Source organism: Actinoplanes sp. NBRC 101535 (assembly GCF_030269225.1).
In the GTDB taxonomy this organism is placed as follows: Bacteria; Actinomycetota; Actinomycetes; order Mycobacteriales; family Micromonosporaceae; genus Actinoplanes; species Actinoplanes rectilineatus.
Map to the genome: position 1 here is coordinate 65,649 of NZ_BSSY01000023.1, position 13,737 is coordinate 79,385.

General features: G+C 70.4%; 10 protein-coding genes. 4 read left to right on the plus strand and 6 right to left on the minus strand.

Features of this window, described 5'->3' with window-relative positions; translation table 11 throughout:
* Together QSK32_RS39780 and QSK32_RS39785 are read right to left on the minus strand one after the other, a co-directional pair.
* Nucleotides 1-2,115 carry a putative bifunctional diguanylate cyclase/phosphodiesterase gene (locus QSK32_RS39780; RefSeq protein WP_285474838.1) on the minus strand — a complete coding sequence of 705 codons (2,115 nt, stop codon included), beginning with the start codon at nt 2,113-2,115 and terminating at the stop codon, nt 1-3.
* A 244-nt stretch (nt 2,116-2,359) separates the two neighbouring features.
* Complete coding sequence (locus tag QSK32_RS39785) at nt 2,360-3,112, minus strand: hypothetical protein (RefSeq protein ID WP_285474839.1); 753 nt, start codon at nt 3,110-3,112, stop codon at nt 2,360-2,362.
* Between the two features lie 178 nt (nt 3,113-3,290).
* Here QSK32_RS39785 and QSK32_RS39790 point away from each other — a divergent pair, with 178 nt between their 5' ends.
* Nucleotides 3,291-3,941 carry a PepSY domain-containing protein gene (locus tag QSK32_RS39790; RefSeq protein WP_285474840.1) on the plus strand — a complete coding sequence of 217 codons (651 nt, stop codon included), beginning with the start codon at nt 3,291-3,293 and terminating at the stop codon, nt 3,939-3,941.
* 750 nt (nt 3,942-4,691) lie between these two features.
* On the opposite strand, the gene QSK32_RS39795 is transcribed toward QSK32_RS39790, so the two are convergent.
* The gene (locus QSK32_RS39795) at nt 4,692-5,936 is read right to left on the minus strand and encodes a sensor histidine kinase (RefSeq protein ID WP_285474841.1); all 1,245 of its coding nucleotides are present in this window, start codon (nt 5,934-5,936) and stop codon (nt 4,692-4,694) included.
* Nucleotides 5,933-6,616, minus strand: coding sequence for a response regulator transcription factor (locus QSK32_RS39800; protein WP_045745091.1), 684 nt, complete (start codon nt 6,614-6,616; stop codon nt 5,933-5,935). The genes QSK32_RS39795 and QSK32_RS39800 overlap by 4 nt, the downstream gene beginning before the upstream one ends.
* 102 nt (nt 6,617-6,718) lie before the next feature.
* Between QSK32_RS39800 and QSK32_RS39805 the strand changes: the two genes are divergently transcribed.
* On the plus strand, nt 6,719-7,222 hold the full coding sequence (locus QSK32_RS39805; RefSeq protein ID WP_045745090.1) for a hypothetical protein: 504 nt from the start codon (nt 6,719-6,721) through the stop codon (nt 7,220-7,222).
* A gap of 151 nt (nt 7,223-7,373) precedes the next feature.
* Here the strand turns inward: QSK32_RS39805 and QSK32_RS39810 are convergent, their stop codons facing one another.
* Both QSK32_RS39810 and QSK32_RS39815 read right to left on the minus strand, forming a co-directional pair.
* A complete protein-coding gene (locus QSK32_RS39810; protein WP_045745089.1) occupies nt 7,374-7,853 on the minus strand; it encodes an ASCH domain-containing protein in 480 nt (159 codons plus the stop codon).
* 584 nt (nt 7,854-8,437) lie between these two features.
* The gene (locus tag QSK32_RS39815; protein WP_285474842.1) at nt 8,438-9,664 is read right to left on the minus strand and encodes a LacI family DNA-binding transcriptional regulator; all 1,227 of its coding nucleotides are present in this window, start codon (nt 9,662-9,664) and stop codon (nt 8,438-8,440) included.
* A gap of 136 nt (nt 9,665-9,800) precedes the next feature.
* Between QSK32_RS39815 and QSK32_RS39820 the strand changes: the two genes are divergently transcribed.
* Both QSK32_RS39820 and QSK32_RS39825 read left to right on the plus strand, forming a co-directional pair.
* The gene (locus QSK32_RS39820; protein WP_285474843.1) at nt 9,801-12,509 is read left to right on the plus strand and encodes a carboxypeptidase regulatory-like domain-containing protein; all 2,709 of its coding nucleotides are present in this window, start codon (nt 9,801-9,803) and stop codon (nt 12,507-12,509) included.
* 24 nt (nt 12,510-12,533) lie between these two features.
* Nucleotides 12,534-13,559 carry a LacI family DNA-binding transcriptional regulator gene (locus QSK32_RS39825; protein ID WP_083449316.1) on the plus strand — a complete coding sequence of 342 codons (1,026 nt, stop codon included), beginning with the start codon at nt 12,534-12,536 and terminating at the stop codon, nt 13,557-13,559.
* The last annotated feature ends 178 nt before the right edge of the window (nt 13,560-13,737 follow it).

Consider the following 13,737-nt stretch of genomic DNA (forward strand, 5'->3'; position numbering starts at 1 on the left):
TCAGCGGGTGACCGGGGTCGCGGGGGAGGGCAGGCCGCTCAGGTCGGTGGCGTCCGGTGGCACCTCGACACCGCCGACCAGGGTCGACAGACCCAGCGCCTGACCGAGACGGATCAGCGCCTCGACGACCTCCCTCTCCCCGCGGGCCCTCCCCAGATCGAGGACGTTGACCGACAGGCCGTGCAGCGCCTCGAAGGTCCGGCCCAGGTCGCGGACCGCCAGCCGGACGCCCAGCTCGCGCAGCCGGGCGATCGAGGTCTCGTTCAGGGCGTCGCCCGTCATGGTCAGAACCAGACGGTGCCCGGGCAGGCCGCAGGCCGCGAGGGCCTCGGACACGTCGGCGGTGAACCGTGGATGGCGGGACTGCTGCGGGGTGACCGCCACGGTGACGTAGCCGTCGTCCCAGGTCGCGGCGTCGGCGATCGCCCGGCGCAGGGTCCAGTCGGTGATCTGCCCGGCCACGCCGGTGCGTTCGGCGATGGGCAGGAACACCTCCGGGGCGATCGTGCCGATCTCCGGATGTTCCCAGCTCAGCGCGGTCGACGCGCCGACCTCGGCACCGTCGAGGGTGCGGATCGGGTGGTAGGACAGCCGCAGCTGCCCGGCCGCCGCGGCCCGGCCCAGCTCGGTGCCGAGGGTGTCGGTGCCGCCGGACTCCAGATCCGGCTGCCACGCCTGCCAGCCGCTGCCCTGTCGTTTCCGGTCATACATGGCGACGTCGGCCCGGTGCAGGACAGTGTCCGGATCGAGTTCGCCGGGGGCGCTCACCGCCACGCCGATGCTCGCCGACGCGCTCATCGGCACCGACCCGATCACGAACGGGCCGGCGATGGCCTCGATGATCCGCTCGGCGATCGCCGCCGCGCCGGCCTCGTCCGCGACCGACTGCAGCAGGATGCCGAACTCGTCACCGCCGAGACGTCCGACCAGGTCGTCCTGGCGTACCGAGGCCTGCATCGCCTCGGCCACCGCGGCCAGCAGGCCGTCACCGGCCAGGTGACCCAGCGTGTCGTTGATCTGTTTGAAGCCGTTCAGGTCGATCAGCAGCACGGCCACCGGGCGACCGGTCCGCGCCGACCGCTGCAGGGCGCGCGTCAACTCCTCGCGCAACCGGGCCCGGTTGGCCAGACCGGTCAGCGCGTCGGTCTCCGCCGCCTCGGCGGTCTCGCTCTGCGCGAGGACCTGCCGCAGCATCACCACCCCGGTCAGGCCGGTGCTGCCCACGACCAGCCCCAGCCACGGGAAGACCTCGTGCTCGCGCCACGCGGCCACCGCCGTCAGCGAGACACCGACGGCGACCGCCAGGTAGGGGAGTTTGCCGGCCACACCGCGCCGAAAGGTGTCGGAAACGGTCACCGGATGGACGGTCTGACGCCACAGCTCGATCGCGCCGCAGCAGAGCATCAGGTGTGTGGTGAGCCAGCAGACGAACTCGAACGTCGACCGGTGCACCGTGGTCATGTGCGACTGGGCGTACCCCAGATAGGCGTCGCTGACGAACAGCGTGAGACTGGCGAGACCGATACAGGTCAGCACCCGGCGACCGATCCGGCCGTCTCCGCAGAGCAGGGCGCGCGCCAGGGCGAACAGCACCAGCAGGTCGGCCACCGGATAACAGGCCGCGGCGAGAAGCAGCGCGACTGATCGTTTTCCGCTCTCCAGGGCGGGGCCGAGCGCCACGTACCACAGCACCATCGAGGCGCCGAGCACGACCGTGCCGGCGTCGAGAAGCGTTTTCAGGCGGTCCCGGCGGGAGGCGGCACGCATCGGGACGAGCAGCAGCGCCACGAACAGCACGGCCATCACCAGGAGGTGCGGGACGTCACCGGGCTGCGGGAACGCGCCGGTGCCGGTGATCGTGAACGTCAGGCTGATACCGAAAGTGATCACGAAGGCGGCAAGCAGCGTGCGGGCCACCCGGCGGATCGGCGGGTCCAGCCCGGGATGTCGGCAGGCACGCCATCCGTAGACCACGGCAACGATGTCGAACCAGAACATCCCCGGCCCGGCGGCAGCTTCGACCGGCGCGGCGCCGGTGCCGGCCGCGGCGGCGATACCGGCCAGGGCCAAGGCGTACACCAGGTATTGCGCCGCAAGCATCACGCGTCCGGCCACCGCTGATCCCTTCTGATCACCTATTTCTTCGACAGGCGCTCGGCCGAGCTGACAGTACCGACTTATGATTGTTTAACCGCAAAAATCTTTTATGGTACGAGCTACTACTCCCTGAGAACTACGTGTCCCGGAGCCACCAGCGATCGACGGCCCTGTGGAGAGTCGGAGGGGCCGCTCTGGATCGACGGTCCCGTGATGAGGACCGTGGTGAGCCGCATTCGGTGGCTCGGGCCCGGCCGTATCGCTACGTGCCACGGCCGGTTGCCCGGAATCGATGGTCCGGCGTCGTCCGTGGTTGCCTCGTGTTCCGAGCACGACCGGTTCTGTTCGGCCGCGAAGGAACCGACATCACCGCGATCGTCCCGTGGACCACCCCGGCCGAACCGAGCATCATCGCGACCGCCCGTGCACCCTGTTGGCAGGCGAGCACGGCGGCGAGGGCGGCGAACGGCAGCACGGGCAGTCGCATCGGCCGCCGCATCAGCGCCTCGACCGTCGCCGCCACCGCCGTCCAGCTGATCAGAATCGACAGCGCAGGCCCGGGGGTGCGGGCTCGGGCCGTGGCCAGCGCCGCGAACCCGAACACCACAGCCGCCATCGAGATGACGAGATGCCCTGTGGCCACGCGGTCCGGGGCGGGCCGCCGTGTAGCCACCGATTCAGGCAGCCCGGTTTCCGACTGTCCCTCAGGCGCAAGCGTGAGCCGTTGAGTGGCATCGGGATCGATGTCCGGTCGTCTGGGGAGAGGGAGCCGCAGAGTGGCGTCGGGGTCCGGGCTGGATCCGAGCCCGAGCCCGAGCCCGAGCCCGAGCCCGAGCCCGAGCCCGAGCCCGAGCCCGAGCCCGAGCCCGAGCCCGAGCCCGAGCCCGAGTCCGGGTTCGGGTTCGGACTCGGACTCCAGTCCGGGTTCGGGTCCGGGTGGCGTCGGGTCGGGTGGTGTCGACGATGCGCGCCGGCCGGGCGGGAGCACGCCCACCCGGCCGCTGGGTGATTCCACTCGCGGAATGGTGGCGGCCCCCGATCGACGCCCCGTTGATAGCGGCCCGAGTACCGCCTTATCCGGGCCTTAGCGAACAGACAGCGTGGTGATAGCCCTCTTTCCGCGAAAGTTCCTCCTGTCAGAACGAAGCAGCACCACACGACGGAAACACGTCGGAATCACGGAGGTACGCATCATGAGGAAGACCCGCACCGCAGTGGCGATCACCGTCGGCACGATCGCAGCCCTGGGCCTGGGCGGCATGGCCCTGGCAGCCGCCTCCGACAGCCCGAACCCGTCCGCCTCATCCTCGGCCACGTCGTCGCCGTCGGAGTCGCCGGACGTGACGGGAACCTTCGACGACAGCCAGAGCCGCGGCTTCGACGACGGGACCGCCTCTGCTTCGGCCTCGGTCTCGGCCTCCGCCTCCGCCTCCGCCTCCCAGAGCAGCTCGGCGAGCACCGGCGAGGACAACCCGAACCGTCGCTCCGACGACACGAACCCGCCCACCTCCCCGAGCAGTTCCGCGACGAACGGCTCCTCCCGGGGCGCCGTGATCACCGCTGAGCAGGCCGGGCAGATCGCTCTGCGGACGGCCGGCGGCGGCCGGGTAGAGGACATCGAGCGAGAGACCGAACACGGCATCCTGGTCTGGGACGTCGAAATCTGGAACAACGGCGTCGAGTACGACATCGACGTGAACGCCACCACCGGCGCAATCCTCCGCAACCGAGCCGACGACGACAGCCGCGGTCGCGGTTCCGACGACAGCGGTCACCACGCGCGCGGCTCCGACGACTCGGGCTCCGACGACAGCGGTCACGGCGGTCGCAGCTCCGACGACTGACCTTTCCCACCCTGCCCGCTCACCCGGCCTGCTTGCTCGTCTCGGCCTGCTTGCTCGTCTCGGCCTGCTTGCTCGTCTCGGCCTGCTTGCTCGTCTCGGCCTGCTTGCTCGCCTCCGGCCTGCCCGCTCGCGTGGCGCCGCCGACCGATCGGACGAACTACCGCATCCCCCACCTTCCACGGCCCCGCGGCGAGTTTGCGCCGCGGGGCCTACCCGCGTCGCAGGTCACGACAGCCGACGTGGCAGTGGGCACACACCGCACCCAAAGTCGTTTCCGGGTGCCGCTGCAGTCCTTATCAGGGCGGCCAGCGCACCCAAGCTCGGAGCGGGTCTGCGTCGGGGTGGTCGGCGCACCCAAATCCGGGGCTGGCCTACGTCGGGGCGGCCATTGCACGCAAGAGCGCTGTCGGGTGCGCTTGCCGTCTCCAACGAGGCGGTCGGCGCACCCGAAGCCGCTGTTGGGTGCTTTTGCCGTCTTAGCGGGGCGGTCGGGGCACCCGAGGCTGCGATCGGGTGCGTTTGTTGTCCCTGGCAGGGCTGCGAGCGCACCCAAAGTCAGGTGCGACAGCGACTGCACCGCGACAGCGACTGCACCGGGACTGCGGATGTGACTCGGCAGCGGCTGAACCGGGACTGCGGATGTGACTCGACTGCGGGTGCGATCTCTGTTCAGGCGGTTGGTGCACCCGTTCGTCGGAGCGGCCGGCCGTCGATGGCGGGGGAGACGGGACTTACGGCAGCGCGTACCCCTCAAGGGGTTTTGAGGATGAGCTGGACCGAGGCGCCTCCGGCGGCGGACCGCCTGATCGTGAACGTGGTGGCGATCTGGCGGGCTATGTCCAAGCCTAGACCGGTTGATTCCGCCGCGGAGACGCCGCGCCTGACCGCCGATGCCGGGAAACCCGGGCCCGCGTCGTCGACCGTGAGGAGGGCGCCGCCCTCGTGTGCGGCCAGGGTGACCGACAGTGCGGTGCCGTCCGGGGTGTGGGCGAAGACGTTGCCGAGCAGCGCGTCCAGGGCAGCCGCGAGATCGTCCGCGGCCACCGCGACCGGGAGTGGTGTGGACGGCAGGTGTCGTCGCACGTCACGGCCGGTGTCCTCGGCCAGCACCGCCCAGAACGCCACCCGATTCTGGACCACCGCGGTTGCGTCGCATGACACCGTGGCCGGGGCCGTGTCCCTGCGGCGGGCCTGCTGGATCAGGGCGGTCACGGTTCGCTCCAACTGATCGGTAGCGGACGTGATCCGGGCCGCCTCGTCGGCGTCGCGCAACGACTCGGCCTCCAGACGTAGGGCCGTGAGTGGGGTGCGGAGGCGGTGGGAGAGGTCGGCTACGCGTTCCCGTTCGGCGCGGAGCAGGTCCTGGATGCGACCGGCGAGATGGTTGAGGGCGCCCGCCACCTCGCGCAGCTCGGGTGGCCCGGCGGGCTCGGCGCGGGCGTTCAGTTCGGCTCCGGCCAGGCGATGTGACACCTCGGAGAGTTCGATGATCGGCACCGTGATGGACCGCGCCAGACGGTCCGCCACCAGGAGACCCAGCAGTACCAGCACCACGCCGAGTCCGGCCAGGGTGAGCCAGGCCCGACCGACCCCACGGTTGATCTCGGCGTTGGTGACCAGGGTTCGCACCACGGCGTTTCCGGCGGTGCCCACCACGGCGACCGCCAACTCCTGACCGCTTTCGGTCTTGACGGTCAGCGCACGGCCGCGGGCCGCGGCCAGGCGGACCGCGGGGGTGGGGGCGGCCGGAGCGCCGATCACGGTGCCGTCGGGCATGAAGACCGTCACGGGTACGGGCTGAGTCGTCACCGTCAGTTCGAGGACCGTCACGTCGCCCGCCCCGACGAGCGGCACGATCGTCTGCACCACGTCGTCGGCACGGCTGAGCGCGCGGTCGGCCGCCACCTGCCGGACCAGCAGTGCCATCGGAATCAGGAACGCCAGTAGTACGAGCACGGTCGTGCCGGCGACCAGCAGTGTCAGGCGGCGTCTCATGCGGGCTCGCTCAGGCGTACCCCGACACCCCGGACGGTGTGCAGATAGCGCGGCTCCTGCGCGGTCTCGCCGAGCTTGCGCCGCAACCACGACAGGTGCACGTCGACCGTCTTGTCGGCGCCGCCGTACGGTACCTGCCACACCTCGCCGAGCAGCTCCCGTTTCGTCACCACCTGCCCGGCCTTCTGCGCCAGATGGTGCAGCAGATCGAACTCGCGTGGGCTCAACTCCACGGCCGTGCCGTCCAGGGTGACGGTCCGCGCCGCCGGGTCGATGCGCAGGCCGCCGACAGTCAGTTCCGGCGACGTCTCCTCGGTGACGCCGCCGCGCCGCAGCACGGCCCGGATCCGCGCGTCCAGCTGCGCCGCCGTGAACGGTTTCACCACGTAGTCGTCGGCGCCGGCATCCAGCAACCGGACCATCTCGGCCTCCTCGTCCCGGGCGGTCGCCACGATCACCGGAATCCGGCTCACCGCGCGCAGCATCCGCAGCAGCTCCCGCCCGTCAAGATCGGGCAAGCCCAGGTCCAGGACGATCAGATCCGGTCGTTCGGCCAGCGCCGTCTGCAGGCCCTCCATGGCCGCGGCGCAGGCCGCGACGGCATGCCCCTTCTCCCGGAGGGCACGCAGCAGCGGCCCCCGGATCGCCGGGTCGTCTTCGATGAGGAGCAGTCGGGCCACCGCTGCACGGTATCCGTCCAGCTCGGGCCGCCGGTAAGGCCTTAACCGATCCTTATCGTGCCCGGGTACGCGTCTTATCGTGCCGGGGCGCACAGTGGTGGGGTGCGACTTCTCGATCGACTGGGCCGGCGACCCCTGGTGATCGTCACCGGCTGGCTGGTGGCGGTGGGTCTCGCCGTGCTCGTGGGCGTTGTCGGCATCACCACGGTGGGTGCCGGCCTGACGTCCCGGCAGACGACCACCTCGCTCAGCGAGGAGCAGGTGGAACGGGAGCTGCGTGCGTTGGCGGCCCCGTCACTGTCCTCTTCTCCCTCTGCGTCTTCCCCTACTCCGTCTTCTTCCTCTCCGTCGTCTTCTCCTTCCCGGTCCGAGCCGTCGGCGTCGTCCGATGTCAGGTCACAGGCCACCCGCGGCGGGATCGTGGTCTTCGACTGTCAGCGGATCCGTTCCCTGTCACCGGCCCAGGGCTGGTCGGTGCACGAGCAGGAGGACGACGAGGGCGAGTTCCGCAGCGACACGGATTCGCACGTGCGGCTCAAGGTGGAACTCGACTGCGCCCGCGGCGTGCCGCAACTGCAGGTCACCACGCGGGAGGACGACGACTAGAAACGTTCCATGGTCAGCATCCGTGTGGTGATTTGGGGCGCTGAGCGCGGCCGTAATCACCACATGCCACCACGGATGTGGTGACTTCGGGTGCTCAGCGCGCCTGAAGCCAGCACGCGTACGGGCTTCGCGCCCTGACCACGAAACGTGTCTAACGGGGGTGGACCACCTGGAATCGTTCGAACAGCACCTCGTCCGATTCTGACCAGGTGGCGCCCTGCGCGGCGCGGACTCGCTGCCAATACCGGCTGTGCTCGCGCATCCAGCCGTCGCGGGTACGGTCGTTCTCCCCCTCGTCCCAGGCGAACGCGTCGTCGACGCTGTGGAACGGGCCGATGCGCAGTTCGGTGGTGCGCAGCACGGCCCGCGGCGTGCCGGAACCGTCGCACACGATCCAGTGGACGCCGATCCGGGGCAGCGGGGTCTTGTCGTGCGCGAAGTCGGCGAGCAGCGACGCGGTGGCCCGCTTCCCGCCGTGCAGCACCAGGCCGAGTAGTTCGTCGGCCATCTCGGCGGAGTCCCCGAACCGTTCGACGGTGTACTCCGCGTCGGCGAGGTGCGGGGTGCCCCGGGAGTACTCCTCCCAGAGACGGGCGGCCGCCTCGTGATCCAGCGGCGCGGCAGCAGTCATGATCCCGATCCTGTCATTGGCGTCCCGCTCGGCCGTCTCGTACGGCTGAAGATCGCGTGCCGGGCATGCCGGAGTCGGTCTGCCGTCGTCGACGGTTGGAACTCCTGCTGCGGTCAGCCGTGCTCGACGGCCCGGATCGGCGGGGCGCCGAGTGGCGGCGGGCCGCTGTGGGTTGTTGCGGGGGTGTCGGCCGGCCGTGGTCGACGGCTGGCCCGCGTCGGCCGGTGGCAGCGGTCGATTTCGCTTTTGCGGGCGGCCGCTCACGACGGCCGGCCCGGATGGGCCGTCGTTGATGGTCGGAAAACGCGTTCGGAACAGCCGCCGGCGACGGCCCGCTCGCTTCAGCCGTCGTGCACGGTCGAGATTCGGTGGTGGAGGAGCCACTCACGACGGCTGGCGAAGTTCGGCCGTCGTCTGCGGTCGTCGTGCCGCTGTCCGGGAACCGTCCGCGACGGCTGGCGTGGGCGAGCCGTTCTTCAAGGCTGAGGATCTGTGGGCGGCGGCCGGGTGGGCGGGTCGTCTTCAGGACTTGCGAACGGTGGTTCACCGACGGTGGCTGCAGCCGGTGGTTCACCGACGGTGGTTCACGGGTGGCGGCGGGTGGGAGTGCTGGGACGGAGGATGACCTCTACCGGGATCGGGACGGACATCGGGCCGGAGACAGCGGCCGAGGCGCGGTCGGTGGTGGTGTGTGGGGGCGGCTCGGCCAGGGCCGACGCGAGAGCGCGGCGGCCCAGCTCGTGCAACGGCACCCGGACCGAGGTCAGGGCCGGGGAGACGTCCACGGCGGCGTTGATGTCGTCGAAGCCGGCGACGGCCAGGTCGCGGCCGGGTAGCAGGCCGGATTCGCGGAGGCCGGTCATCACGCCGATGGCCATCACGTCGTTCACCGCGAAGACCAGTTCCAGGTCACCGTGGCCGCGGGCGATCAGATCCAGCGCCGCCTGGCGGCCGCCCGCCCGGGTGAAATCGGTGGGCAGGAGGGCAGGCGGCGGCAGCCCGGCCTCGGCCAGTCCGGCGGCGAAACCGAGGCGCCGGTCGTGGGAGGTGCGGATGCTGTCGTCGGCGTGGGCGATGGCGAACCGGCGGTAGCCGAGTCCCGCCAGGTCGAGCGCGAGCTGCCGCGCACCACCGGTGTTGTCGATGGCCAGCGTGGTGAACGGCAGGTCGTCCTGGCTGATCAGCGCCACCCGCCCGCCGGCCTGCTGATAGGCGGCCAACTCCGCGATCAGCGCCGCCCGGGTGTCGTCGTCATCGGAAGCGGAAGCGGCGGCGGAAGCGGCGGAAGCGGCGGAAGCGGAGGCGGTAACGGAGGTGGAGGCGGGAGCGGAGGTGGAGGCGGGAGCGGAGGTGGAGGCGGCGGGGGCGATCCGGCTTCCGGCGATGATGACGGCCCGGGGGCGATGGCCGCGCAGTGCCCGCACGATCTGCAGTTCCAGGCCGGGGGAGCGGTCGGCGATCGCCATCGTGACGATGAGCCCGGCGTCGGTGGCCGCCTCGGTGACACCGGCCGCGATCGACGAGAAGTAGGGGTCGTCGATGTCGCTGACCACCAGTGCCACCGTGCTGCTGGATCCGCGTGCTGTCGCCTGTGCGGACAGGTCCGGGGTGTAGCCCAGCCGGTCGGCCGCGTCGCGGACCCGGGCGGCGTTGTCCGCGCGGACGGTGCGGTCGCTGCCGTTCAGTGCGCGGGACGCCGTCGCGTAGGAGACCCCGGCCTCGCGCGCCACATCGTGCAGAGTGACGCTGTGCAGAGTGATGCCGTGCAGAGTGACGTCGTGCAGAGTGACGCCGGTGTCATCCCGCTCCACCAGCACCATTCTGCCACCCGCGCTTGACGCTCGTCGATGAGCCCCGCACAATCCGGAATACGTTTTCCCCACCTGTATCACCGGGGCGCGGGCCCGCCCGTGCTGTGCCACCCGGACGACAAGGAGTGGCACACCCATGTCCTGGAAAGCTCTCCTCGCGCTGGCGTTGACAGTCGCGATTCCGCAGACCCCGGTCCACCGTCCGGAGCACCGATCCGGCACGACCTACTACCTGGACGCCGGCACCGGTGACGACGCCGATTCCGGCCGTGGCCCGCGTTCCGCCTGGCGCACTCTCGACCGGGTCAACACCACGACCTTCCACCAGGGCGACCGGATTCTGCTGCGTTCCGGCCAGTCGTGGACTGGTCAGCTCTGGCCGAAGGGTTCGGGCGCCGCCGGCCGTCCGATCGTGGTGGACCGCTACGGGCCCGGCGCCAAACCCCGTATCGACGGGGCGGGCGTGGTCGCCGACGCCGTCCGCCTGTTCAATCAGGAACACTGGACGATTCGCAATCTGGAGATCACCAATGCGAATCCGCCCACCGGGATGCCCGGCGAGAATCTCCGGGACCTGCGCGGATTGCATGTCGGCGGCGACAACAGCCAGATCCTGGACGGTTTCGTCATCGACGCGGTCGACGTGCACGACGTCACCGGCGAGGTCAATTGGATCAGTGGTGATCCGGCGGAGAGCGAGCCGGGTATGAACAAGGGCACCGGCTGGGACCGGTCGAAGAGGACCGGCGGCATCGTGCTGGACACCACCGTTCCGGATCCGCTGGCGCCGCCGGAGACGCCCACGATTCTCAACGACGTGCTGGTGCAGAACTCCACGGTCCGGGACACGTCGTTCGCCGGGATCGTCGTCAAGCAGTACACCGGTGACAAGGCGGTTCCCACCGGATGGGGCACCCGGACCAGTGCGACGGATCCCGCTTTCGCCCCGCACACCGACGTGACGATCAGGAACAACTTCATCACCCAGAGCGGGACCGCGTACGGCTGCAACGGTATTTATCTGACCGACGTCAGAGGCGCCGTGGTCGAACACAACGTCGTCCACCGCACCGGCACGTCCGGTATCGAGTCCTATTTCTCCGACGACGTGACGATCCAGTTCAACGAGGTGTACGAGACGACCGCCAAGGCCGGTGGCGCCGATTCCAACGGCATCGACCCGGACAAGGGCACCACCCGTCACCTGGTGCAGTACAACTACGTGCACCACAACGGCGACGGCATCCTGCTCTGCCAGTTCGTCTTCGGTGACGTGGTGGTCCGGGAGAACGTGATCGCGAGCAACAGCCGCCATCAGATCTATCTGCATTCCGACCGGGCCGCCCGCGCCCAGATCTACCACAACACCGTCCACAACGACCGGAGCAACTTTCTCATCTACGGGTACGGGAGTTCCCTCAACGCCACCTACGAGGTGCGGAACAACGTCCTGTCCACGACCCGTCCCGGCGCGGTGCTGACGACGAGTCCCACCATCACGTACGACGCGAATCTCTACAGTGATGCCGCCGTACCCGGTGACGCGCGGGCGATCGTCGCCGATCCGCTGTTCCTGAATCCCGCCGTGACCGGACCTTATGGCACCGCCGCGTCGGGTCCCGAGCTGACCACCGCGCACGCTTTCCGGGTGCGTGCCGCGTCGCCCGCGATCGACACCGGAACGGCGATTCCCGACGACGGCGGCCGTGATTTCGCCGGTGTTCCGCGCGTCGATGATCGGGGCGCTTTCGAGTACGCGACACCGCCCGGCGCCACCACCGAGACCATCGCCGGTTTCGTCCGCGACCCGAACGGCGTCCCGCTGTCCGGCGCGGTGGTGGCCGCCGGCGCCCGGACGACGACGACCGCCGCCAACGGTTGGTACGCCCTCCCGGACGTCCCGTTCGCCGCCTCGGTGATCGTCACCGCCACGCGGGACGGCTACTCCACCGGGCAGGCGGACATCGCCGTCTCGGCCCGGCGCGCCACCCTGCATTTCACCCTCACGTCGACGAGCACTGTCGGCCGGATCAGCGGCCAGGTCCAGGACCAGACCGGGCAGCCCGTCGCCGGCGCCGTCATCACCGTCCAGGGTGCGGTGGCGGAGACCCGCAGCGCCGCCGACGGCACGTTCACCCTGGTGGACGTGCCGGTGGGCGACGATCACACGATCACCGCGACCCGGGACGGCCTGGCCCCGGCCACCCGTGACGGCCTGGATGTCACCGCCGCCACGACCACGCCGGCCGGCACCCTGATCCTGCTCGCCGACGTCCCGGACGAGCGTGATCTGCAGACCTTCGACGACCTTCCTGACGGTCCGTTGGCCACCGGCACCAACGGCCTGACCGTCAGCCACTCCGGCGGCGCCGTCGAGGTGGTCGGCGGCCACCTGCGTCTGACCCGGTCCGCCGACAGCGGTGGCACCAGTGTCGTGCGGACCTTCGACCCGCCGCTGAAGGGGCTGGTGACGGTCGAGGGCCGGGTGATGCGCGACGACCCGTACGTCTCCGGCAACCACTGGTTCGGCGTCCCCTACCTGCGCGGCACGAGCGGCGTGAACGCGGTCAGTGTCGCCTTCGACCGGGGGAGGATCGTCGCCTACTCCGGGACCGGCACGGTAACCCTCGGCGATTACGAGCTCGGCCGCTGGTACCACGTCCAGTGTGTGGTGGACGTCGCCAACCGGCGTTTCGACCTGCTCGTCGACGGAACCACCGTGCTGAGCAGGGCGGCCCTGCGCGCCCCGATGGACGGGGTGGCCCAGGTCGAGTACTTCGCGAACAGTTCCAACTACGGTCAGGTGCACCTGGACGACTTCCGGGTCTATCAGGGACGCCGGTGAAGCGCAGGTAGAAGGAGGACGAGCGTGCCGCACCCAGCCAGGCCGACCGTGACCCTGCGGGAGGTGGCGGCCGCCGCCGGAGTCTCGGTGGCGACCGCCTCGCGGGTGCTCGGCGGCAGCTCACGTACGGTGGGCGGGGAGAACGCCCGCCGGGTGCTGGAGGCGGCCGCGGCCCTGCGGTACACCGTGGACGTGTCGGCGCGGGCCATGCGCCGTAAGAGCGACGCGATCGCCCTGGTCGCCGACGATCTGACCACGCCGTCGATCGCGCAGGTGGTGGCGGCGATGGAACGGCGGGCCCGGGCCGTCGACGCGTTCGTCACGGTGTCGGCGACCCGGGGTGATCCGGCCCGCCAGCTGGAGACGGTCCGGACCCTGTGCGCGTTCCGCCCGCGGGCGCTGGTCATCACCTCGAGCTGGACGGCGACCACCGCGTACGGCGCGCGGCTGGCCGAGGAACTGTTCGCTTACGAACGGCGCGGCGGCCGGGTGGTGACCTACGGTGATCTGGACACGCCGTTCGACGCGATCGGGGTGGACGATCACGGGTCGGCCCGGCTGGTCGGCGAGCACCTGGCCGCCACCGGGCACCGGCGGATCGTGGTGCTCGGCGGGACCCGGGACCGGACGTTCGCGGCGGCGCGGGTCCGTGGCTTCACCGAGGGCCTGGGCGGCGGCGACGTGCGGGTCGTCGACTGCGAGGTGTCCCGCGAGGGCGGATACGCGGCGACCGCGCGCCTGATCGCCGCGGGGCTGGGGGAGACCGGCGCTCTGGTGGCGGTGAACGATCTGGTGGCGATCGGTGCGCTGTCCGCGTGCCGGGCGGCCGGGGTGGACGTGCCCGGTCGACTGTCGGTGACCGGGTTCGACGACATCCCGCTCGCCGCGGACGTGACGCCCCGGCTGACCACGGTGGCCATCCCGTTCGCCGAGATCGGTGCCCGTTGCATCCAGCTCGCTCTGACTCCGGGCCGGGCGCCGGAGCGACAGAGGGTGACCGGCACGCTGGTGGTCCGGGACAGCACGTCGATGCGTTCCGGCGTCATCTGATCGAAACACTTGACCGTCCACGATGACGCGCGGCACACTGCGGAATACGTTTTCCATCGATGTCGGAGGGCACACCGGCATCGACTCTCATCGTGCTTCTTCGGCGCCGGCGACATCGAGAAGATCGTCAAGCGCTGGACCGAGGAGGTCTTGTTCAAGCGCCAGACGCCCGACCAGG

What these genes read in the sequence shown, in the direction of transcription:
- QSK32_RS39790 (WP_285474840.1), top strand. Translation starts at nt 3,291, where the DNA reads ATGAGGAAGACCCGCACCGCAGTGGCGATCACCGTCGGCACGATCGCA.
- QSK32_RS39795 (WP_285474841.1), bottom strand. Translation starts at nt 5,936, where the DNA reads ATGAGACGCCGCCTGACACTGCTGGTCGCCGGCACGACCGTGCTCGTA.
- QSK32_RS39810 (WP_045745089.1), bottom strand. Translation starts at nt 7,853, where the DNA reads ATGACTGCTGCCGCGCCGCTGGATCACGAGGCGGCCGCCCGTCTCTGG.
- QSK32_RS39820 (WP_285474843.1), top strand. Translation starts at nt 9,801, where the DNA reads ATGTCCTGGAAAGCTCTCCTCGCGCTGGCGTTGACAGTCGCGATTCCG.